The organism is Neobacillus sp. C211 (assembly GCF_051842875.1).
GTDB lineage: Bacteria > Bacillota > Bacilli > Bacillales > Cytobacillaceae > Neobacillus.
Window position 1 is genome coordinate 173,596 of record NZ_JBPXRO010000006.1, and the last position, 23,227, is coordinate 196,822.

At 40.3% G+C, this 23,227-nt stretch carries 22 protein-coding genes; 6 read left to right on the forward strand and 16 right to left on the reverse strand.

Features of this window, described 5'->3' with window-relative positions; genetic code table 11:
• Window positions 1-79 precede the first annotated feature (79 nt).
• On the forward strand, window positions 80-670 hold the full coding sequence (locus ACSU6B_RS08475; RefSeq protein WP_410884322.1) for a DUF1836 domain-containing protein: 591 nt from the start codon (window positions 80-82) through the stop codon (window positions 668-670).
• Here the strand turns inward: ACSU6B_RS08475 and ACSU6B_RS08480 are convergent.
• Window positions 661-2,229, reverse strand: coding sequence for a glycosyl hydrolase family 28-related protein (locus ACSU6B_RS08480; RefSeq protein ID WP_410884324.1), 1,569 nt, complete (start codon window positions 2,227-2,229; stop codon window positions 661-663). The genes ACSU6B_RS08475 and ACSU6B_RS08480 overlap by 10 nt on opposite strands.
• A gap of 283 nt (window positions 2,230-2,512) precedes the next feature.
• Between ACSU6B_RS08480 and ACSU6B_RS08485 the strand changes: the two genes are divergently transcribed.
• The 5 genes from ACSU6B_RS08485 to ACSU6B_RS08505 all read left to right on the forward strand — a co-directional run bounded on the left by ACSU6B_RS08485 (window position 2,513) and on the right by ACSU6B_RS08505 (window position 7,121).
• Complete coding sequence (locus tag ACSU6B_RS08485) at window positions 2,513-3,004, forward strand: glycosyltransferase (RefSeq protein WP_410884326.1); 492 nt, start codon at window positions 2,513-2,515, stop codon at window positions 3,002-3,004.
• A 226-nt stretch (window positions 3,005-3,230) separates the two neighbouring features.
• Complete coding sequence (locus ACSU6B_RS08490; RefSeq protein ID WP_410884328.1) at window positions 3,231-4,133, forward strand: hypothetical protein; 903 nt, start codon at window positions 3,231-3,233, stop codon at window positions 4,131-4,133.
• Between the two features lie 287 nt (window positions 4,134-4,420).
• Window positions 4,421-5,989, forward strand: a complete 1,569-nt coding sequence (locus tag ACSU6B_RS08495; RefSeq protein ID WP_410884330.1) for an IS200/IS605 family accessory protein TnpB-related protein — start codon at window positions 4,421-4,423, stop codon at window positions 5,987-5,989.
• A 230-nt stretch (window positions 5,990-6,219) separates the two neighbouring features.
• Window positions 6,220-6,534, forward strand: coding sequence for a DUF3892 domain-containing protein (locus tag ACSU6B_RS08500; protein WP_410884332.1), 315 nt, complete (start codon window positions 6,220-6,222; stop codon window positions 6,532-6,534).
• An 11-nt stretch (window positions 6,535-6,545) separates the two neighbouring features.
• Window positions 6,546-7,121: a GNAT family N-acetyltransferase gene (locus ACSU6B_RS08505; RefSeq protein WP_410884334.1), complete on the forward strand. Its 576-nt coding sequence runs from the start codon at window positions 6,546-6,548 to the stop codon at window positions 7,119-7,121.
• 47 nt (window positions 7,122-7,168) lie between these two features.
• Here the strand turns inward: ACSU6B_RS08505 and leuD are convergent, their stop codons facing one another.
• From leuD to ACSU6B_RS08580, 15 genes are all read right to left on the reverse strand, one after another.
• Window positions 7,169-7,753 (reverse strand): 3-isopropylmalate dehydratase small subunit, encoded by a 585-nt coding sequence (gene leuD / locus ACSU6B_RS08510; protein WP_410884336.1) that lies wholly within the window; start codon window positions 7,751-7,753, stop codon window positions 7,169-7,171.
• Between the two features lie 3 nt (window positions 7,754-7,756).
• Window positions 7,757-9,178, reverse strand: coding sequence for a 3-isopropylmalate dehydratase large subunit (gene leuC, locus ACSU6B_RS08515; protein ID WP_410884338.1), 1,422 nt, complete (start codon window positions 9,176-9,178; stop codon window positions 7,757-7,759).
• Between the two features lie 109 nt (window positions 9,179-9,287).
• On the reverse strand, window positions 9,288-10,394 hold the full coding sequence (leuB, locus tag ACSU6B_RS08520) for a 3-isopropylmalate dehydrogenase (protein WP_098930192.1): 1,107 nt from the start codon (window positions 10,392-10,394) through the stop codon (window positions 9,288-9,290).
• 33 nt (window positions 10,395-10,427) lie between these two features.
• Window positions 10,428-11,972, reverse strand: coding sequence for a 2-isopropylmalate synthase (locus ACSU6B_RS08525; protein WP_168242129.1), 1,545 nt, complete (start codon window positions 11,970-11,972; stop codon window positions 10,428-10,430).
• Window positions 11,959-12,993 carry a ketol-acid reductoisomerase gene (gene ilvC / locus ACSU6B_RS08530; RefSeq protein WP_410884340.1) on the reverse strand — a complete coding sequence of 345 codons (1,035 nt, stop codon included), beginning with the start codon at window positions 12,991-12,993 and terminating at the stop codon, window positions 11,959-11,961. Before ilvC ends, ACSU6B_RS08525 begins: the two co-directional genes overlap by 14 nt.
• Window positions 12,994-13,020: 27 nt before the next feature.
• Window positions 13,021-13,542: an acetolactate synthase small subunit gene (gene ilvN, locus ACSU6B_RS08535; protein ID WP_215002815.1), complete on the reverse strand. Its 522-nt coding sequence runs from the start codon at window positions 13,540-13,542 to the stop codon at window positions 13,021-13,023.
• Window positions 13,539-15,266 carry a biosynthetic-type acetolactate synthase large subunit gene (gene ilvB / locus ACSU6B_RS08540; RefSeq protein WP_215002816.1) on the reverse strand — a complete coding sequence of 576 codons (1,728 nt, stop codon included), beginning with the start codon at window positions 15,264-15,266 and terminating at the stop codon, window positions 13,539-13,541. The genes ilvN and ilvB overlap by 4 nt, the downstream gene beginning before the upstream one ends.
• A 575-nt stretch (window positions 15,267-15,841) precedes the next feature.
• Window positions 15,842-17,512: a dihydroxy-acid dehydratase gene (gene ilvD, locus ACSU6B_RS08545; protein ID WP_410884342.1), complete on the reverse strand. Its 1,671-nt coding sequence runs from the start codon at window positions 17,510-17,512 to the stop codon at window positions 15,842-15,844.
• A gap of 13 nt (window positions 17,513-17,525) precedes the next feature.
• The gene (ilvE, locus tag ACSU6B_RS08550) at window positions 17,526-18,434 is read right to left on the reverse strand and encodes a branched-chain-amino-acid transaminase (protein ID WP_410884344.1); all 909 of its coding nucleotides are present in this window, start codon (window positions 18,432-18,434) and stop codon (window positions 17,526-17,528) included.
• A gap of 410 nt (window positions 18,435-18,844) precedes the next feature.
• Complete coding sequence (locus ACSU6B_RS08555; RefSeq protein ID WP_410884346.1) at window positions 18,845-19,576, reverse strand: exonuclease domain-containing protein; 732 nt, start codon at window positions 19,574-19,576, stop codon at window positions 18,845-18,847.
• The gene (locus ACSU6B_RS08560) at window positions 19,563-20,534 is read right to left on the reverse strand and encodes a DUF294 nucleotidyltransferase-like domain-containing protein (RefSeq protein WP_410884348.1); all 972 of its coding nucleotides are present in this window, start codon (window positions 20,532-20,534) and stop codon (window positions 19,563-19,565) included. The genes ACSU6B_RS08555 and ACSU6B_RS08560 overlap by 14 nt, the downstream gene beginning before the upstream one ends.
• A 79-nt stretch (window positions 20,535-20,613) precedes the next feature.
• Window positions 20,614-21,873, reverse strand: coding sequence for an ammonium transporter (locus ACSU6B_RS08565; protein WP_410884350.1), 1,260 nt, complete (start codon window positions 21,871-21,873; stop codon window positions 20,614-20,616).
• Between the two features lie 215 nt (window positions 21,874-22,088).
• Window positions 22,089-22,415, reverse strand: coding sequence for a MerR family transcriptional regulator (locus ACSU6B_RS08570; RefSeq protein WP_098930184.1), 327 nt, complete (start codon window positions 22,413-22,415; stop codon window positions 22,089-22,091).
• Between the two features lie 144 nt (window positions 22,416-22,559).
• Complete coding sequence (locus ACSU6B_RS08575; RefSeq protein WP_168242138.1) at window positions 22,560-22,724, reverse strand: Fur-regulated basic protein FbpA; 165 nt, start codon at window positions 22,722-22,724, stop codon at window positions 22,560-22,562.
• Window positions 22,725-22,749: 25 nt separating this feature from the next.
• Window positions 22,750-22,887: a hypothetical protein gene (locus ACSU6B_RS08580; protein WP_215002829.1), complete on the reverse strand. Its 138-nt coding sequence runs from the start codon at window positions 22,885-22,887 to the stop codon at window positions 22,750-22,752.
• Window positions 22,888-23,227: the final 340 nt, after the last annotated feature.

The window sequence follows — 23,227 nt, forward strand, 5'->3', positions numbered from 1 at the left end:
AACGATATATCAACATCTAGTCAATGCATATATCTTTAGGTATAATAAAAAAATAAAGACCATGATCGGAGACAAATGAATGGAAAATATCAATCAAATTATTGAGCAACTCGGCTTAGAAGCCAGCTTAGCTTTAGATGAGATACCTCAGATCGATTTATATATGGACCAGGTGATTCAATTATTTGAAAATAAATTCACGGAAACCAAACGGAATGAAGACGACAAAGTCCTCACCAAAACCATGATCAATAACTATGCAAAAGGAAAGCTCATTTTTCCAATCCATAATAAAAAATATTCAAAAGAACACCTGATCCTCATGAGCTTAATTTACCAGCTAAAAGGGGCCTTATCCATCAATGATATTAAAGATACCCTTCAAGGGATCAATCAAAAAATTATCAAAGAGGAGATGGAGTTAGATTCTTTTTATACGAGTTATCTGAATTTAACACGCCAAAATGTTGAGGATTTCAAAGTAGACATTGAGGAAAGAGTAAAGGATGTTAGAGAAGAAATCACCGAGGATGAAAAAGGAAACTCACCGTATCTTGAGCAGGTATTAATGATTTCATCTCTCGTTCATATGAGTAATTTATATCGGAAAGTGGCCGAAAAACTAGTCGATGACATAACAGTAGAAAAAGAAGCAAAGCGTCACAAATAATTGTCGACGCTTTCCGCATTTTCAATGGTTATATCTTTGACCCCTAATCCAACTTCGATCGCTTTTGATGTGGATTTTTGGCTCATCAAATCATAAATTTGAATTGAATCCGCTCGATTTTCGCCGCCGAATACTTTAAAATCACTCCCCGCTTTTTTAAAATCTTTAACAGATATATGTTTAAATATCACATTTCTGGCCCGATACTGAACGGCGATTACCGGGTGGCCTTTGTAGTCATAATCGGGATTCCCAATCAAAGTAAAGTGGTTAATGACTACATTTTTATAAGCAGAGACAACCATCCCGCGCGGCGTTGAGCCTTTATATAAATCAGTAAAAATCGGCTCGATGGATACAAGATTAGTAACTCTAATATTGTAGGCAGTTTGCGATTCAGTCTCCGTGCTTTTGTGATGTCCAATATGCCGGAAATTAAACGAGCGGTTATCGTGGACCGAAATATGCCCGATAATTTGTACGTTTGAAGCGGCTGAAGAATTTTCGTGCGCTTTTATTTCCACCCCGCCAAAGCATCGGGCAGAAGAATTATTAACAAGCACCACATTCCTCGAACCATCATCGACCTCAATCCCGTTAGAGTTAGAAAAGCCTTTCTTGTGGGCACGACCACTTGGGTCACACATATGGCAGCGGGAGATGAAGACATAATCACTGTGATGGGTGGTGATACCATCATCACCGAAGCCATAACCATTCAAGTTGTCGAGCCAGACATACTTGCTGCCGCCGCGGGCACGAAAGCCGTCACCCGCATAATTGTACAGAGTTGATGAAACATCAAAGCAATGCAGTCCTGGATTAATCCCTTCAACATCCTTTATCCAGCCATAAGTAACATTTGCATACGTTAAGCAACTTGAGTGATTGCCCCAAGTACTTGTTTTCGCCACGTTGCCAAGCCTTTCAACATTCCAGTCCAAACTTAGGGAGCCGACGTAAAGATGATGATTCCCTTTCCAGTGATTCCTGTTAGTAATGAGCCGAGTACCTTTATCGGCAACATCATGAAGTTTAATCGTCGTCACACCTTTTCCTGCGCCAACAAACATGGTCCAAGAGGGCAGTTGGATTCTCTTTGTTATAAATACTCCGGCTGGTACAACCACCTTCACCTTGCCGTTGCCAATCGCTTTTTTAAATGCAAGGGTGTTATCGGTCTTCCCATCGCCAATTGCTCCAAAGTCTTCAACATGGACCTCCTTCAACATATTCTTATGTAAATTCAAGTATTCTTCATCCAACATGCCTTTCCAATCCGGAATCACATTTCCTTCATGATCTACCTTAACCTTTACTTGATCATCAGAATGGGCGTTCGTCGATAAGAGGCGAAACAAAGCTGCTGAAATTTTTTGAGGAAGTGATCCGGTCAGATGACGAATTTCCTTCTGACGAGGAGAGGCTTCATTCCCTCGTGTTCGATTGAAAAGCTGCTCGGTTACCTGAATGGCCTTTGTTAGGTCAATTTGGTTTGTAAATTGGGCAAGGATTGCGGCATTCTTTCTTGGATCATGGTTTTTCTCTAAATAAAGCAATCATTTCTCACTCCAAAGGAAATTCTTATTAAAATTATTATGACATTATTCGGCGATAAATAATATTTTCATTTTTAGGGAAAAATCCTTTTGAATTACTTTACTAGAAGGAGATTATCATTTGAAAAAATTAACTAAGAAATTTACCGTATTGCTATTGTCTATCGCCTTAATTTTACCTGCCATTAGTGTGAAGGCAGCCCCGCCCCCACCACCAGTTAACCAGAAGCAGACCATGAGTGAGTCTGCTCACCAGCTAAAGTTTAACTTCAGAAGACTTTGGATGGAGCAAGGCATTTGGACGAGAAGTTATATTGTTAGTGCGGCAGCAAATCTTGAGGACCAACAAATGGTCCTAGCAAGACTTTTGAAGAACCAAGATGAACTCGGAAATGCAATCAAACCTTTTTACGGTGAAGCAGCAGGCACCAAGCTTGCACAATTATTACGAGAGCATATCCTGCTTGCCGGAAAGGTACTCGAAGCAGCCAAAGCCAATAACCAAGCTGATTTGCAAAAATATAATACTGCATGGTACAAAAATGCCGATGATATTGCAGCATTTCTCAGCAGTGCAAATCCAAAATGGAATAACACTGCATTGAAGCAGTTGTTACATGCGCGCTTAAGGATGGTTACAGATAGCGTACTTGCAAGACTTAAAAAGGATTGGAACGGAGACATTCTTGCGTTTGATGAAGGGGAAATCCACCTAATAAAAATTGCCGACGTCTTATCGGATGGAATCATAAAACAGTTCCCACAGAAGTTTTAACAAAAGTAGAACTTAGCTTGTGGGCAGAATTTGACCTGTCTACAAGCTTTTTTTTGCCTGAAATGACTCTTTATTGTTAACTCCGTAAAGGAAACAGCTTTACGATTGATTAAGTTCTGAATCTTGTGAACAGCTGGGTAGCGGTTAGTTTATTTAATTGATTTAGTTTAGGATGTAAATAAGAACATATAGAGTAATTACTAATTTTAGAAGGGAGGAATTAAACATGAAGAACCAAAAGTCTATAAGTATGCTTGTCTTTGTAATAACCCTTTTATCGATTATTGCAACGTCTTACGCAATTTTTTCAAATCAAGGAGCAGGGGAGTACGAATATAAGTCTATTTTTGGAGAAACCGTTTCAATTTATGGGAAGGGTCTATACAAACATGATTCCGTATCGATAGCAGCACAGGCAATCGCCCAGGATTATGTGACATTATTCTTTGGCGTACCTTTACTAGTCTTTTCACTATATTTGTCTAGAAAAGGTCAGTTAAAAGGGCATTTGCTCCTCACGGGAACGCTTGGGTATTTCTTGTACACCTATGCGTCCTATTCATTTCTATCTATGTATAATACCATTTTCCTCGTTTATGTAATCCTTATGTCGGCAAGCTTCTTTGCTTTTACACTGGCTATGAGGTCGTTTGAGATTGCAAAATTACCGCTATCATTCAAAGAAAAACTACCTGTGAAAATAATTGGCGGCTTCTTACTATTTGTCTCGTTTGTATTTGGAATGATGTGGCTCTGGAAGATAGTAAAGCCACTAATGAATCATACCCCTACAGAAGGTATCGAACACTATTCTACACTCGTCATTCAGGCATTAGATCTTGGGTTTGTTGTTCCTGTGGGAATTATATCGGGAATACTGCTCATTAAGCGAAAGCCATTTGGCTATCTTCTTGCATCCGTCATCATCATCAAAGATAGCACCTTGTTAACAGCCCTCTCAGCGATGATTTTCCTTCAAATTCAGGCAGGTGTTGAAGTAAGTTCAGCAGTTGTGGTGCTCATTCTACTCCTAAATATCGTTGTCATTTATCTCATGTTATTAATCTTGAAAAACGTAAATGAATCGTTTGACAACCTCAGTAAATATTGGAAGGAACGTCCTATGTGATGTAAATCGAGGGTTGGGTTAATTAAGACCGATTTGCTGGTCCCATGTGTTTTTTTTCACAGGAGGACAAATTTGAAGAATTTTTGACACTTTCCTGAGTGAGGATAATTTTTAAAAAAAGAAAAATACTAACAAATGTTCGGCGGTTACAACTGCTTAAAATTATCTATAAGAAATTACAAAATATTATTAAAATCTACCAATGATTAAAGCGACTAATTTCTTGCTTTCCTTCCAGTAAAACCCTATAATCAGAATAGAACATTTGTTCTGGAAGGGTGATTGGAATGAAGGTAACGAAAATTTGCCTTATTGATGATTGGAATGCCGTAGAGCTTGAAAAACTAAATCGATTAATGGCTGTTTTTTGTGCTGCATGGCGGTACTCCTTTAATCGCCTATTGGAGGGTGAGCAGACAGTTAGATTAATTAAATCGGTAAGTACCCTCTTTCATTTGAACAAAAGATATGCTGAAGATGCCGTGATGCAAGCCCAAGCCATCATTTCAAGTCAAAAAGAACTTCTCCCCTTAAAAATCGAAGGCGTACAAGGGAAAATTAAAAAAACCTGCAAGAAAATAGAAGATTATCAGACAGGTAAGAAAAGACCGAAAAAAGTCCCACTTGAGATCTGTTTAAAAGGGTTGAGTGCCCGCTTAGAAAAGCTTCAAATAAAGGAATCTATTTTATTAAAACACAAGGATGATCAGACGATTCCGACCGTCATCTTTGGTGGGAAAAGGAATTTTTATGAGCGATTGAAGGGGACCATTTCGAGAGATGAATGGAGGGATTTACGTTCTAATACCCTTTATTCTCGTGGTGACAAGTCTAAAAAGGGGAATTTGAATACCCGAATCGTATTCGATGATAAGGAGCAGCAATTTTATCTAGAAGTGGCAAATCCATTGAAAGTTGAGGGGCGAAAAAAAAGTCCAAGATTACGATTCAAACTTCTAGTTCCGGACAAATTTTTCAATGAAATAGTTGAGATCGTGTTCCCCCATGAAGTTGGTGTTACCTCAAAGAAAAAACCTCTCGAGGAATATAGCCCCTATTCCATTGAGTTAAAACGGAAAAATAATAAGGTCTATGTCCATATCACTTACGATGAGGTTGTCCATGGTTCAATACGGAATGGGAATGAAATGATTCTGTCTGATCTAGTGGCGGGGATTGATGTGAACATTGATCGAGTAGCGGTGTCTATTTTAACGAAACAGGGAAATTTATTAGAATCCCTAACCTTTTATTGTCATGAAATGGAGTATGTAAAAAGCATTCGCCGATCCAATATTTCAGGAGAAATCGCAAAAGACATCATTCAGTATCTTTTGACTTGGAACGTGGGAGCTATGGTTATAGAAGATATTACATTAAAACAAGATCATGACACGAATAAACGATTCAATCGCCTTGTCCATTCGTTTGCAAAAACAAAGATACAAAAATCCATCATCTCAAGAGGAATTAAATTCGGGTTTAAAATAACAAAGGTTAACCCGGCTTACACATCTGTCATTGGACGGTTTAAATATAGTAAAAAATATGGCTTATCCGTTCATGAAGCGGCTGCTTTTGTTATTGGGAGAAGAGGTCTTGGTTTTGATGAAAAAATACCGCAAGAAATCCTAAACCAGGTACGTACGCTAGTAAAGCCAAAACTGATTTCCATTCTTGGGTCAATGGAAGAATCCGAGAAAAAGTCAAAAAACGGCAAGCAAAGGCGGAAGTATATGGGGATGTTATTAAGAAATATAGAAACATTCAAAGAAAACCATTGTTGGAAGCTATGGAACGTGATTCATAAAACATTAATAATAAAGAACCAGGAATTACAATTCAAGGAGGTGTAGTCCTGGTACTAAAATCCAATCTTTGCGGCATGCTAACCAATGGAAGGAATGGTCTGTTGCAAATCGCCGGCTCTAACAGAGCACCGCGGGGTGTCTTGAACAGCAGGTTCATGACAAGGGTTCAATTCCCTTCCTGATGGAATGACGTGAGAATCGTCACGGTATGTCTCTTTTCTTGGTTCGGAGGCGAAGGGTAGATTTTTATAGATTTTAGTAACCAGGTGGAATCAATGGAACAAAAAGATTTTGAACAAATTTATGAAGAATACAAGCAGGAGAGTCAGCAGCAAGCCCAAATTGAAGCAGGTGATAGTAATCCAGATGGCCAAGAAGAGTTCGTTTCCGTCAGGAAGAACGATGATGGAGATATTATTGCTTTTAAAACAAGCGCTGGACGCGAGTTGGATTATATCACGGCTTTGAATGAGGCGAAAGCTGGCAAGATCGCTCATGTTGATGTCTTTCACAAATATGGTCGTGACATCATCCGTAGTGAGCCAGACGGAATTAAAGAAAATAATCTGGATCAATTACCTGGTTTTTAAGGAGTGTGTCCATGCATTGGTATGAAAAGTTGAATCAGTATTTTCCTGTTGAAGAAATGAAATCAAGAGCACATATGGAAACCTTACTGAAAGAGCGATCAAACATCTATCATAAGGATGAGGGGCCAAACTATGTTTTGATGTATGCGGAATTAGACAATTTTGTGTTTATTGATTATCTATTTGTTTCAAAAAATGCCCGTGGACAGGGACTTGGCCATAAACTCTTGGAAAAGTTAAAACGAAAAGGTAAGCCCATTATCCTTGAAGTAGAACCAGTCAATTATGAAGACAGCCATTCCGAAAAACGTCTCCATTTTTACAAAAGAGAAAAATTCGAGCACGCCGTGTCTATTGGTTATGAGAGAAGATCATTGGCGACAAATGAAGTTAATAGGATGGAAATCCTCTACTGGGCGCCTAATGAAGAATCAGAAGAAATGATTTTTGAAGCTATGAGAAAAACATATGATATGATTCACACCTATAAAGATCATCAGTTTTATGGTGAATCATATGAGCCAGTTGAGGAGGTCCTGACCTTTAATGAAGAACCTGAGAATCGAAATATATTAAACGAGTTGTGAGAAGCAATAAAAAAATGAGCCTGGATTCCAAGCTCATTTTTTATTGGTTATTTACTTGCAAGTTCATATTGCGCAATTTTATCCTCGTAGGTTAAAGTAACACCAATTTCATCCCAGCCATTAAGCAGCATGACTTTTGGATACGGGGCAATTTCGAATGTAACCTTAAAGCCTTCGTTATCATAAACCACTTGATTCTCAAGGTCTACGGTTAATTGGTATTCTTCGGATTCAGCCTTTTTAATAATGTACTGAACTTGTTCGTCACTAACCTGGATTGGGAGAATCCCATTTTTTACACAATTGTTTTTAAAAATATCTGCATAACTCGGGGCAATGACAATTTTAAAGCCAAAATCTTGAACTGCCCATGGAGCGTGCTCACGAGAGGAGCCGCAGCCAAAGTTTTCACCGGCAACCAAAATTGATGCGCCATTATATTTTGGTTCATTCAGAGAAAAATCAGGTCGAAGATTGCCATTATCATCAAAGCGCCAATGATAAAACAGGAATTGGCCAAAGCCGCTGCGTTCAATCCGCTTTAAAAACTGCTTAGGGATAATTTGGTCAGTATCAACGTTTGACCGGTTTAATGGATAAACAAGGCCTTGATGGGTTTTTAACGGTTCCATATATTATCTAACCTCCTGTGCTGCAGAGAATTGACGGACATCAACGAAGTGGCCTGCAACAGCCGCAGCGGCTGCCATTTCAGGACTGACAAGATGGGTTCTGGCCCCGTTACCTTGGCGCCCTTCAAAATTTCGGTTAGAAGTAGAGGCGCAGCGTTCCCCCGGTGGAACGATATCATCATTCATCGCAAGGCACATGCTGCATCCTGCTTCGCGCCATTCAAAGCCCGCATCTGTAAAGACTTTATCAAGTCCTTCTTTTTCTGCCGCAAGCTTAACGCTAAATGAACCAGGAACAACGATGGCGGTAACAGATGGGCTGACCTTTAAGCCCCGTATAACCTCAGCTGCACTTCGTAAGTCGCTTATGCGCGAATTTGTGCAAGAACCGATGAAAACATGGTCAATTTTTACACTTGAAATAGGCTGACCTGCTTCAAGACCCATGTATTCAAGCGCACGGTTAATCTCGTCCTTTTCGCTTGTCTTCTCAGTTTCATCAGGGGTTGGTACATTGGCAGTAATTGGAATACACATTCCTGGATTTGTTCCCCACGTTACCTGTGGTTCAACTTCGGCTGCTTCAATTTCAACAACCTGATCATAGGCAGCATCTTCATCCGTAGCAAGAGCCTTCCATTGTGCAACTGCTTCTTCAAACGCTGCCCCTTGAGGGACATGCCGTCTTCCTCTTAAGTATTCAAAAGTGGTTTCATCCGGAGTAATAAGCCCGGCTCTAGCACCAGCCTCAATAGACATGTTACAAACCGTCATGCGTTCTTCCATGGAGAGGGCGCGGATGGCTTCACCTGTATATTCCATCACATAGCCAGTTCCAAATTGGACACCGAATTTACCGATGATGGCAAGAATTAAGTCTTTAGCAGTTACGCCAGTACCTAGCTTTCCGTTCACTTTTACATTTAACGTTTTAGGCGGTGCTTGCCAAAGTGTTTGTGTTGCAAGAACATGCTCAACCTCACTTGTACCAATTCCAAAAGCAAGTGCACCAAATGCACCATGTGTAGAGGTATGACTATCACCGCAAACAATCGTTTTACCAGGCTGGGTAAGACCAAGTTCAGGTCCAATTACATGGACAATCCCGTTATCAGGATGATGAATATCAGCGAGTGTAATCCCGAATTCCTGACAATTCTCTTGCAGTGTATCGATTTGTTTTTTTGAAATAGGGTCATTGATTACAAGACGCTGGCGAGTTGGAACATTATGATCCATCGTTGCGAAAGTAAGGTCCGGTCGTCGCACCTTGCGCCCGTTCATTCGCAAGCCCTCAAATGCCTGAGGAGAGGTTACTTCGTGAACAAGGTGTAAATCAATATATAATAAATCCGGCTTTCCTTCTTCTTGATGTACAACATGCTTTTCCCAAATTTTTTGGATAATATTTTTTGGTGTTTGCATAGCGTCCTTCCTCACATTTATGAATTTTATTGTATGACTAACTAACAAATATTTTGGATAAATTTAGGGGTAAATCGCAACAAAGACGATTTACCCACCCAATCAATCATTAAAAATAACAGCTGGCGATACATTTCGAAGCGTTTTGCGATTTAATATAATCTGCAATAAGCTTCGTCATTTCCGCTGTCCCAACAAGGCGTCCATTTGCAACTTGAAGATCGCCTGTGTGGAAGCCAGCATCTAAAACAGATTGGACTGCATCTTCAATCACTTTTGCTTCGTCATTCAATTGGAATGAATAGCGAAGCATCAGTGCTGCAGACAAAATCATTGCAACTGGATTGGCTATACCCTTACCAGCGATATCTGGGGCAGAGCCATGAACAGGCTCATAAAGACCAACCCCATTTTCATTTAAACTAGCAGAAGGAAGCATACCAAGTGATCCTGTGATAACAGAGGCTTCATCGCTTAAAATATCACCAAATAGATTCTCCGTTACAATTACGTCGAACTGAGTTGGGTTAGTGATTAATTTCATAGCAGCAGCATCTACTAAAACATGTTCAACGGCTACATCTGGATACTGAGCTTTTTTCTCTTCGACAATTTCGCGCCATAGCTTACTGGATTCAAGTACATTTGCTTTATCAACCGAAGTAAGATGACCGCTGCGCTGCTGGGCTGCTTGAAAGCCCTTATCAACAATTCTTTCAATCTCTTGGCGAGAGTAAACAAGTGTGTCTACAACGGAGTTTCCGTTGTCGCGGCGTTCACTTGGTGTTCCGAAATAAAGGCCGCCAGTTAATTCACGAACGATAAGGAGGTCGCTCCCAGAGACTACTTCTTCCTTTAAGGGGGATGCATGAAGAAGGTTTTTAAATCCTTTGATCGGCCTTAAATTCGCATATAAATCAAGTGCCTTCCGGATTCCAAGCAAGCCTCGTTCAGGACGTAAATGGGAGGGATTGGTATCCCATTTTGGCCCCCCAACAGCACCCAGCAAGACCGCATCTGCCTGTTTGCAAGCATTAACGGTTGTTTCAGGAAGCGGTGTGCCGTAAAGGTCAATGGCTGCTCCTCCGATTTCATGGCTTTCAAAGCTAAAAGTATGATTGTATTCTTCAGCAATTGCATTTAACACGTCTTTTGCAGAGTTAATAACTTCCTTACCAATGCCATCACCGGGAAGTAAGACAATTCGTTTTTTCATTAGAAGCAACCTCCTCATTTTTTGTTTGATTTTTTATATTTTCGCCGTTTCTTTCACAGTTGAACTTTGATTGAAAAATACACGATTCACTGCATTCAAGAATGATTTTGCTGAAGCTTCCAGTACATCCTGTGCTGAACCGCGCCCGGTTACAGGTGAACCGTTCACCGTCATTTTGACATGAACCTCAGCAAGTGCATCCCGTCCTTGACCGATCGAGCTTAATCTAAAATCAGTAAGATGAATTTCTTCTTTAATCAGTGCTTCTAAGGTATTCATTAAAGCTTCGACACTGCCTGAGCCTGTGCGCGCCGTTTCCACGCGAATACCTTCGGGAGTGGTTAGAGCCACAGTTGCGGTTGGCAAGTTTGCTGAACCGTAATGGACTTGGAAGGCAACCAGTTCATATTTTTTAATATCAACAGCCGTTGTTTGGATATCGGTTAAAATTGCAAATAAATCTTCGTCTGTTACTTCTTTCTTACGATCGGTTAATAGTTTAAAAGCAGTAAAGGCTTCGACTAGTTTTTCGTCCGAGAGTTCAAAGCCCATTTGCTCAATTTTATCTTTGAATGCATGGCGGCCGGAATGTTTGCCAAGAACTAAATCATTAGATTTAACCCCTACTAATTCAGGCGTAATAATCTCATAGGTTAACGTATTTTTTAAGACGCCATCCTGGTGGATCCCTGATTCATGTGCGAAGGCATTTTTTCCAACAACTGCTTTATTCGGAGGTACAATCATACCTGTAAAGCGACTGACAAGGTCACTCGTGCGTTTTATTTCTTTTAACACGAGATTCGTAGTATAAGGATACTTATCTTTACGAATATTTAAGGCAACTCCAATTTCCTCTAAAGCTGCATTACCTGCGCGTTCTCCAATTCCATTAATCGTACCCTCGACTTGCGTAACCCCGTTTTCGATAGCAGCTAGGGAATTGGCAACGGCCATCCCTAAGTCATCATGACAATGGCAAGATAATGCTGCTTTATGAATATTTGGAACGTTGTCGCGGATGTAGCGGAACATGCGTCCATATTCTTCTGGTGTGGTATATCCGACTGTATCCGGAAGATTGATGACTGTTGCACCAGCATCGATGACCTTGGTAATAATTTGAACAAGAAAATCAAGGTCAGAGCGAGAAGCATCTTCAGCAGACCACTCAATATGCGGGAAGTTCCGTTTTGCATATGAAACCATGTCTACCGCTATTTGGGTGACTTCCTCAGGTGTTTTCATTAGTTTATATTGCATATGGATAGGAGAGGTGGCAAGGAAAACATGCAACCTTGGTTCTGCAGCATCTTTTAACGCATCCCACGCAATGTCAATGTCCGATTTCGTCGCTCTTGCCAGGCCTGTGACCGATACATTTTTAATATTCCGGGCGATTGCTCTAACTGCTTCAAAATCGCCTTGGGAGGAAGCCGGGAAGCCGGCCTCCATAATGTCAACACCAAACCGTTCAAGTTGTCTTGCGATTTCCAATTTTTCAAGCTGGTTTAAATTTACACCAGGGGACTGTTCGCCATCGCGTAATGTCGTATCGAAGATGTTAACGTGAACCATTTACCACCACTTCTTTCTTTGCATTTACTGGTTTGTTTTTAATAAACGGCATTAATGCACGAAGCTCACGACCTACTTGTTCAATTTGGTGATTGTTTTCAGCGCGATTAATTGCGTTGAATTGTGGACGGTTTGCTTGGTTTTCAAGGATCCAGCCCTTTGCAAACACTCCAGTTTGGATATCTGTTAATACGTCCTTCATCCGTGCTTTGGTATCTGCATTTACGACACGTGGTCCAGAAACGAAATCTCCCCATTGTGCAGTATCGGAGATTGAATAACGCATATTTTCAAAGCCACCTTCATATAAAAGGTCAACGATTAATTTTAATTCATGTAAACACTCAAAGTAGGCAACTTCAGGCTGATAACCAGCTTCAACAAGAGTTTCAAATCCAGCTTTGATCAGGGCAGTAGTTCCTCCGCAAAGAACAGCTTGTTCTCCGAAAAGATCTGTTTCTGTTTCTTCTTGGAAGGTAGTTTCTAAAACACCTGCACGGGCTGAGCCAATACCTTTTGCATAGGCAAGGGCAAGTTCACGTGCTTGACCAGTGTAGTCTTGATAAACTGCGTAAAGTGCTGGTACACCAGCGCCTTCAGTGTAAGTACGACGTACTAAATGTCCTGGGCCTTTTGGTGCTACTAAGAATACGTCTACATCTGCAGGAGGAACGATTTGGCTAAAGTGAACATTGAAACCATGGGCAAAAACAAGGGCTTTACCTGCTTTAAGGTGTGGTTCGATGCTTTCATTGTAAACCTTTGGCTGCATTTCATCAGGAAGAAGAACCATAATAACGTCAGCTGCTGCAGCTGCCTCTGCAACTGAAGTAACTTCAACGCCATCTTCAACTGCTTTATCCCATGATTTTCCGCCTCTTAATCCAACTACTACATCAAAACCGCTCTCTTTTAAATTTAGTGCATGTGCATGACCTTGTGAACCATATCCAATTACTGCGATTTTCTTTCCTTGTAAAACCTCTTCTTGAATATCTCCGTTATATAGTACTTTTGCCATGATCTATCATCCTTTCAAGGTAAATTATTATTTTAGTAGGGTGTGGTGAGTTAGTTCGTTTACGTGCGGTTGATGCCCGCGTAAAAGGGCGGTCAACCCTGTTCTGGCAATCTCTTTAATTCCATAAGGGCGAAGTAATTCTAGTAATGCATCGACTTTTTCAGGTTTGCCGGTGATTTGAATGGTTAAGCTATCCTTACTTACGTCAATAACAATCGCACGAAATGGATCAATAATTCCGTTAATCTCACTGCGGAGCTGGCTGCTGCTGGCTACTTTAATCAAGGCCAATTCGCGGACAACGACTGCTTTATCAGTGATATCAGAAACTTTTAAAACATCAATCTGTTTATTGAGTTGCTTTGTCACTTGTTCGAGACGCTGTTCATCTTCAATCTCGACAACCAGGGTCATTCTTGAAACACCTTCCGTTTCTGTTGGACCAACGGAAATACTTTCAATATTGAATTGCCGTCTTTGCAAAAGTCCAGTAACGCGGTTGAGTACACCGGCTCGATCCTGAACGGTTGCGGTTATGATTCGCTTCATGGTTTCACCCCAATCATTTCATGGATTCCTTTACCAGGGGCAATCATTGGGAATACTTTCTCTTGTTGAAGTACACGGCAATCAACTAATACCGGGCCATTATGAGCAAATACTTCCGGTAAAACAGTGATCAGTTCTTCTTGATTATTAACTTGATAACCCTTAATCGAATAGCTGTCTGCAAGTTTGACAAAATCAGGCTGTGTATGAAGGATCGATTCTGAAATACGGTTTCCGTGTAATAATTCCTGCCATTGGCGAACCATTCCAAGTGCGCCGTTGTTGACAATAATGATTTTTACAGGAAGGTTTCTTTCATAAATAATCGATAATTCCTGAAGTGTCATTTGAAAACCGCCATCTCCAACAATTGCAACAACGGTACTATCCGGTGCGGCAATTTGTGCGCCAATCGCAGCAGGGAAGCCAAAGCCCATTGTTCCAAGTCCGCCAGAGGTAATCCAGCGGTGCGGCTCTTTAAAAGTGTAATACTGTGCTGCCCACATTTGGTGCTGCCCTACATCGGTTGCGACGATGGCGTCACCGTTCGTTACTTTATGGACTGCTTCAATGACCCATTGCGGACACATTCCGTTCGGATCATGCTTATACCAAAGTGGATATTCCTGCTTGTTTTGGCTCAGTTTTTCCAGCCATTCAGCAGAATTTGGTGATTCAATCGCTTGATCAAGCAGTTCAGTAAGTGCCTCTTTCGTATCAGAAACGATTGGGAGATTTGTTGGAATATTTTTACCAATTTCTGCTGGATCGATGTCAATATGAGCAACCTTCGCAAAAGGTGCGAAGTGTTTAAGATTACCTGTTAGTCTGTCATCGAAGCGTGCTCCAAAATTGATAAGCAGATCACATTCGTAAATGGCCATGTTAGCTGCATATGTTCCGTGCATTCCACCCATTCCTAACGAGAGGGGATGATCTGCCGGAAAAGTACCAAGTCCAAGTAAAGTTGTGACCACCGGGATCTGGTGTTTTTCCGCCAAAGCAGTTAGTTCAGCAGATGCTTTCCCATGGAGAACACCTGCGCCTGAAAGAATTACAGGCTTGATAGCTTTTGAAATTGAATCGGCAAGTTTTTTAATTTGTAATGGATTTGGCTTTGTTGTTGGCTGGTATCCAGGTAAATTTATGCTTGCTTCTTCTGGTTCCTCAGTTAAAAATCCTGCGGAAATATCTTTAGGGACATCGACTAAGACGGGCCCTGGTCGTCCGGTAGAAGCGATATGAAAAGCTTCCTTGACGATGCGTGGTAAGTCCTCGATAGATTGTACCTGATAGTTATGTTTCGTGATTGGTGTTGTAATCGCCATAACATCGGCTTCTTGAAAGGCGTCTGTTCCGATGACGCTTCGTGCAACCTGGCCGGTGAAAATAACAAGTGGCAGGGAATCCATCATCGCATCGGTTATCCCAGTCACAAGATTGGTTGCCCCAGGTCCTGATGTGGCAAGAACGACTCCAGGTTTCCCTGTAACTCGGGCATACCCTTCAGCTGCATGGATCATTCCTTGTTCATGTCGGAAGAGAACATGCTTGATTGTACCCTGGGCGCGGTAAATGGCATCATAGATTGGAAGGACGGCACCCCCGGGATATCCAAACAGCGTTTCCACACCTTCTTTTTTCAGTAAGTCGATGAGAAGGTCTGCACCGGTTCTCGGCTCTGTTGTAGTTTGGACCTCAAGCTTTTTTGCTTCTACTTTCACGTCATAATCCCTCCTTAAGGGTAAAAATTGAATGTAGATGTCGGAAAATAGTGATTTGTTATTTTTGTATTATAATATAGAAATTTGTAAATAAACAGAAAATTTTGTTGGTAAAACGTCGGAATTTGACAATAAATCTTTATTCATAGTTAAAAAGGCCCATTCTCCACGAATTAACTGCAAAAACGAAAACATAAGCAGAATAATCGGGGAGAAAAGGCCTTTCATTTTCTCGGTACCACCCGGTTTTACAGTATCCTTACGAATACTGCCTTATGAAGCGACCCACGAAAGCATAGAACGCTTCTTTTTGTAACAGGTGCTCAAAAGTATATGCACCCGATTGAGCCTACTAAAGTCAGGACCGTTCAGCTCAACACTCAGGGATGATGTCGGAATAAGTTGTATTACTGGGCTTCCAGCAACCCCAGCTCTCTGAAAATACTAAATCTTATTCCTTTATTCCCGTCATCGATTTATTCGCTATTTTTTTGTCAAAAGATCTTCATTTAACGCCAATAATACCTTAACTTCCTTAGGAAGGGGAGGGGTACTACGAATTCCCATTGGTATTTCTAAAATTTCATGATCCCGCCAGTATTAGCAGATGTAACGAGTTTTGCATATTTTGCAAGGTAACCTGTTTTGATTTTTGGCTCTGGTTTCACCCATGCCTTACGTCTTTCTTCTAACACTTCATCATCTACAAGAAGTTCAATCGAGCGTGCTGCAAGATCAATTAAGATTTTGTCGCCATTTTCAACAAGGGCGATTGGTCCGCCTTCTGCTGCTTCAGGAGAGATATGACCGATAGAAATACCACGGCTGGCTCCCGAGAAGCGTCCATCTGTAATTAGGGCAACTTCTTTACCTAATCCACGACCCATAATCGCGGAAGTAGGTGCAAGCATTTCAGGCATTCCTGGACCGCCTTTTGGACCTTCATAGCGGATAACCACCACGTGTCCAGCTTGAACGGTACCATTATTAATATTTTCTTGTGCATCATCCTGGGATTCAAAAACGATTGCTTCACCCAAGAAGGTTTTTATCGAAGGATCAACTGCACCAACCTTGATTACACTACCATCTGGAGCAATGTTTCCATATAGGATGGATAGTCCACCAACTGGGCTATATGGATTGTCTTTTGGCCGGATGACGTTTTCATTCGTAATTGTTGCTTCCTTCACATTTTCTGAAAGAGTTTTTCCGGTAATAGTTAAACAATTATCATGTAAGGCGCCTTCAACTTTATAAAGTTCATTAATAATGGCACTAACACCGCCTGCATGATGAATGTCTTCCATTGAATAATCGGATGCTGGCATAATTTTAGCTAAATAAGGAACTCTCTCAGCAATTTTGTTTATCTCACGTAAATCGTATTCAATCCCGGCTTCATTGGCAATTGCCAATGTATGAAGTACTGTATTTGTTGAACCACCCATGGCCATATCTAGGGCAAAGGCATTATCGATTGCCTCTCTAGTAATAATGTCACGTGGTCGAATATCTTTTTTTACTAATTCGATTAGATGTCTTGCAGCTTGACGAATTAATTCATGCCTCTCATCAGAAGTTGCAATGATTGTTCCATTTCCAGGAACCGTCATTCCTAATACTTCCATTAGACAGTTCATTGAGTTGGCTGTAAACATCCCTGAACATGACCCGCAAGTAGGGCAGGCATTGTTTTCGATATCAAGCAGTTCCTGTTGGCTGATTGTACCGTTATGGTAAGCTCCAACACCTTCAAATACAGAAGTAAGAGAAAGGTTCTTTCCAGTCGAAGGTGAAACACCTGCTTCCATCGGTCCACCTGATACAAATACAGAAGGGACGTTTGTTCTCGCAGCTGCCATTAACATGCCAGGTGTAATCTTGTCACAGTTTGGAATGTAAAAAACACCATCGAACCAATGAGCATTAATCACGGTTTCGGCACTATCGGCGATAATCTCGCGGCTTGGAAGGGAATATCGCATTCCAATATGACCCATCGCAATGCCATCATCTACACCAATCGTATTGAATTCGAAAGGAATACCGCCAGCCTCACGGATGGCCTCTTTTACAATCTCACCGAAATGATTAAGGTGTTTGTGTCCTGGAATAATTTCAATAAACGAGTTACAGACGCCGATAAACGGCTTTTCAAGATCACTCGTTTTTACCCCTGTTGCATATAAAAGGCTACGGTGGGGTGCCCGATCAATTCCCTTTTTAATCATATCGCTACGCATATTAATTTAGCTCCTAACTGACGATTACATGGTTTGAACCTGTTGGGTAACAAGCCACTCCGTCTGTTGTTACAATTTTCCTGAATTCTTCTAAAAGAACTTTCGTAACTTCACCAGGTTTTCCATCACTAATTTTACGGCCATCCACATCAATAACTGCAATTACTTCTACAGCTGTGCCGGTTAAGAACACCTCATCAGCCACGTAGACATCATGTCTAGTAAATGGTGATTCACGGACTTCAAAGCCCTTGGCTCTTGCAATATCTAGGATAGCGTTACGGGTAATTCCTTCTAATGCCCCTAAATAAACAGGCGGGGTATAGATGGCACCATTTTTTACAATAAATATATTATCAGCTGAGCCTTCAGTAACATAACCCTGATCATTAAGCATTAATGCTTCCTCAACGCCAGCTTGGTTAGCCTCTAATTTTACTAGAATATTATTTAAATAGTTTAGTGATTTAATCTGTGGGCTTAGGACATCTGGGCGATTCCTTCGACTCGCAACAGATGCAATTTTAATTCCACGTTCGTAATACTCTTTAGGATACATGCTAAGTTCTTCAGCAATAATAATGACGCTTGGTATCGAGCAGGAAGAAGGGTCTAGGCCGAGATTCCCTTTTCCACGGGAAACAACGACACGAATATAGGCGCTTTCTAGCTGATTTTTTCTAATTGTCTCTACGATTAATTGAGTCATTTCCTCCTGTGTGTATGGAATATTCAGCATAATGGATTGTGCTGATTCATACAGTCTTTTCAGGTGAGCATCGAGTCTAAAGACGTTTCCGCTATAAACACGTATGCCTTCAAACACACCATCACCATATAAAAAACCATGATCGAAAACTGAAACTACAGCATCTTCTTTCTTGACGAACTTGCCGCCAAGGAAAATCCATTGACTCCCCAACCTAACCACTCCTCTTTTGTGATAGAACGCTTTAAATGACTAAACAAATTTTTAAAAAAGAATTGTCATCCCCATCTCCAAATGGTGAGGAGCTATGACAGTTATTGAATAGATGATTATTTTCGATAATCATACAACCAATCGAAAACATGGTCAATATAAAAATCTGACAATTCAAATAAATCAAAAAAGTTGATAGCGTTTACATTATTGTTGTGATAAGGAAAACAGCGAAAAAAATTTTTTTGAAATTTTTTTATTTTTAGGTTATTTTGTCCTCGAAAAGGATTGAAACGAAGGGGATATTCAGAGGAAAGTAAGATGGTGGTGTTGCAAAGTGGATTATATTTCAAACTAGAAATTTTTAATTCTAGACAAAAAAACACTAGTTTAAAATAGTGTTCTTATGCTCAAAGCTTTGCAAGATGTTCATATACTTCTCGTAAATTACTATATCCGTTTTTTTGAGCTATTTTTAAATAGCTGGACCATATTTGCGCTGTCATGATTGCATCGCCAAGTGCATGGTGGCGATCTTTTATAACAATCCCACATTTATGGCAGACTTCTTCTAGTGGTAATGATTTCATAGATGAATCTGATAGTCGAATTAAGAAGGAAGTATCGATGATTCGATGTTCAAATCGAGTCTTTAACAGATCCCATGTCATTTTTTGCATAAAGGACTTTTCATGTTTAGAGTGATGTGCGACAAGGATATGACTTTGTGTATACTTGAAAAATTGAACTAAGACATCCCTGGCATCCGGAGCATCCCGCAATTGATCTTCATGAATATTTGTTAAAGTAGAAATTTCTGAGGTAAGAGGAAGGTCTGATTTAACAAGGGAATAAAAAGTATGATTATCCTCGATGTGCGGACCAATCATTTTTACAGCTCCAATCGATAGGACGCGATCTCCCTTTTCTGGATAAAACCCAGTGGTTTCCAAATCAAAGACAACGACTTCTAATTCGTTAAGCGGGGTATCTAAGTTGTTTTTTACTTTCATTTCTTTCTGCAGCTGCCGGATGAACGAGAGTTGTTGTTGATTGCCTTGCCCCTGAATCCCAGCATAAATATTAGAACTGACTTTGCCTGAAATTTGCCTAAAGTATTGTGCCAAATCATTTATTCTCATGTTTTCCCTCCTTTTCTATTAATTTTCTTACGGATTGATGAAGAGTTACCCCATTTTTAATGATGTCTTTCATTTCATTCTTTTGCTCTTTTGTTAGGATGTCGACCGGTAAATAGTGACCAGAATCATAATCTGTGTGACTGACAAAAAGAAGACGATAGTTTAACAGTTTTAAAAACATTGCTTTATATAAATCCTTGTCATGTATCTGTAGTTTGTGGAGCCTTGATAGGGTAGAAGTCTCCAGTAGATTTTCTTTTACTGCCAATAAACGAGCAGCGTTCACATATGGAAAGAGGGCAGTCTCCTTTATATTTAGAGACCCAGTATGTACCCCGTGAGTCTCTACTAAAAGCTGACCTAATACGCCAATCCCTTTTTTGAAATAAAGAGTATTGTTTGTCATTCTTGGCAGAAGATGTTCCTTTTGAACGGTCTGGTACACAAAGGTCTTTAGATGTTCCAAGAGTTGATGCTGTCCAAAAATAGAACGACCGTCAATAATGATGAGTAGATACCGTAACGATTCCCAAGATGCCTCTTGGGCCCAGTTCTTTATTTGCTTCTCCCATTCAGAATGGGATTTACACCAGAACGGATTGCCAGCCATGACACCGCCATCGCAATAAGGATAGCCTGCTTGATAAAGACCTTTTGATATTTCCTTTCCTAATGACAAAAAATAAGCTTTTGCTTCAGCTGTCGGATCGAGATAAACAATGCCATGGTCTTGGTCACTCCATACGGATTGTTCGAAACGTCCAGCGCTCCCCATCACAAAGAAAGAAAAGGGGGACGGCGGAGGGCCATATCGAGCAAGAATTTCTTTTAGTGATATCTCCAATACCTGTTTAATCATGTTGTCATGAAGTTCGTTTAATTTGAAGTGATCCTGAGCAACGGGCTTCATGTGAAATCTTCTATATTCTGCAATGGCTGAGTAGGTATTATCATGCATATTTTCACCTCCACTTACTTAAAAAATCTAGAAAGTGTGCAAGCCCTAAATAGGAGTTGCACACTTAATGTATAAAAATTTAAAGAGCCTTGTTTTGTTCCGCTTTAAGCAATTCGGGATATCCATAGCTTCCGTGCTCGCTCATATCTAAGCCCATAATCTCTTCTTCTTCTGTGACACGCAAGCCATTCATTGCTTTTTTAATAATGGCAAGCAAGATAAAGGATGCGACCAAGGCGAAGGCACCAGAGGCGATAACGCCTAATGCTTGAACCCCGAGCTGATGGAAGCCGCCACCATAAAATAATCCAGGTTTTCCGACCGTGGCTAATTCTTTTGTTGCAAAGAAACCAGTCGATAACGTTCCCCAGACACCAGCCGTACCATGTACAGATAGTGCTGCGATTGGATCATCAATTCCTTTTTTCTCAAAGAAGCTAATACTATAAAATACAAGAATACCAGAGATAAAACCAATCAGGACAGCGGCCCAAGTATCAACAAATGCACAAGAAGCAGTAATCGCTACGAGGCCTGCTAATGCACCATTTAACATCATTGGAACATCTGCCTTACCCAATACGATCCAAGAGATAATCATTGCGGCAACGGTACCAGCAGCAGCACCAAGGTTTGTGTTTAATGCGACGAATCCAAAGAAACCCTTGTCAACTGATAATGTACTGCCCGCGTTAAATCCGAACCATCCAACCCATAAGAGTAAAACACTTAGTGCTGTAAATACTTGGTTATGACCAGCTAGATTATTGGCGGAACCATCTTTATTAAATTTTCCGATACGTGGTTTTAATAGAATCGTAGCTGCCAGTGCAGCCATAGCACCAGTTAAGTGAACAACGGTCGAACCGGCGAAGTCTTGTTGGCCAATCTCTGCTAACCAGCCGCCGCCCCAAATCCAGTGAGCAATTGGAGGATAAACTATAACAGAAAATAATACTGCGAATACGAGATAGACGCCTAATTTTGCTCGTTCAGCAAACCCGCCAAATGCAATCGTTAAGGAAATACCTGCAAAAGCTAATTGGAATAAAAAGAAAACAGAACCAGAAAGTGATAAACTATCGATATCATAGCCTGAATATAAGAAGTCAGAAAGGCCTATAAGTGCATTTCCTTTTCCGAAAATTAATCCAAATCCAACTGCCCAAAATACAATTGAGCTAATACTAAATGTGAGAATGGTTTTACCAGCAATATGTCCTGCATTTTTCATTCGGGTGGAACCTGTTTCTAACAGGATGAACCCGCCGATCATTAAAATGACAAGTATCGCTCCTAGCATTACCCAAAGACTGTTCATTAAGAATAAAGTATCCATTTTTTCTCCCCCTTTTAAATGATGTTAGTTTTCTTAACATTCGGTATGTTAGTATTCTTACATGATTCCGAATTATTTTCTATAAATTTGGAAGATAATCTAACATGGTTTTTTAATAATGAGACATAACCCCAGCTTTTTGTCTGAACGGAGGGAGAAAAGTGCGATAAAAAATCCCATTCTCTATAGAAGGAATGGGATTGAAGGTTAGCTCCTTACTTTTTCCGTATACCAAATTGGGCGTTTAATTGCCCTTGAATCATCTTTCTGCGTACATCTTCTTGGTTGTGTTTCTTTTGTTCACGAAGCATTTCTTTCCTAATATCATGTGTTTGAATTCCGTCTTCAATTTTATTGGCAATATCCATCAATAGTTCAACATCTGAAAATGAAAATTTGCGGCTTCCTCCAGCAGACCTTTCAGGGAAAATAAGCTTTCGTTCTTCGTAATATCGTATTTGTCGTTCGGAGAGACCGGTGAGGTCCCGAACAATTCCAATTGTAATCACTTTTTTATCTTTATATGATATGTCTTTTCCCATTTTTGCCTCTCACCACACCCTATTGTTTCAATATTTAATCAATTTGTTAATTTAATATATTATATGTTAGATTTTCTTACATTGGACTGGGTATTCAAACCATTTTACTTGTTTTTCAGAAGAAATTTCTATGGAGTGCATTCGTCATGATTTTGTTGGGGAAAATATTTTTTTGTATAGGCTTTCCAGTTCATTGAAGGTAAGAGAGTAAAGCTCGTGGTCAGAAGAATAAGACATGCCTGAATCTAACAACTTCTTAATATAAAACTGCCTAAGGCGTTCGAGTCCTTTACGCAAATGAGTGGCCAACTTTCATCACCCCTTCAAACTGAAATTAATAATTTTGGAGTCTTCTTAAAAGTTCATTCGCCTGAGATCCCATTGTTTTCATGAGTTCTTCATACAACTCATCTCTTAATTTATCTAATTGAAGGATTCTTTCAGCTAGTTTAATATCAATTTTTCGATACATTGAAATCTTCCTTTCTTTCTTGTTTATAATGAAAAGTTAACTGAATTTTTGGTTCTTGTCAGTGGTTTTGTTAGATAAACTAACAGGAATTTTAAATCGTCATCCAAGATTGGGTAAAAGAATCTGACTATTTATGCTTGGGGAATAAAAAGAACCGGGCGCATGCCCGGTCCAGGCTGTCGAGAAACTTTCGACAGTCTCATATTTTCTACAATAACTTTAACCATTCACCGCGTTAATTTATTATAACATTATTAATATATAGGCTTTGCAACATGTCTGTTGATTTGCGCTCCAGGCACTTCGCTTTCCGCGGGCGTGCCGGGGAGCCTCCTCGGCA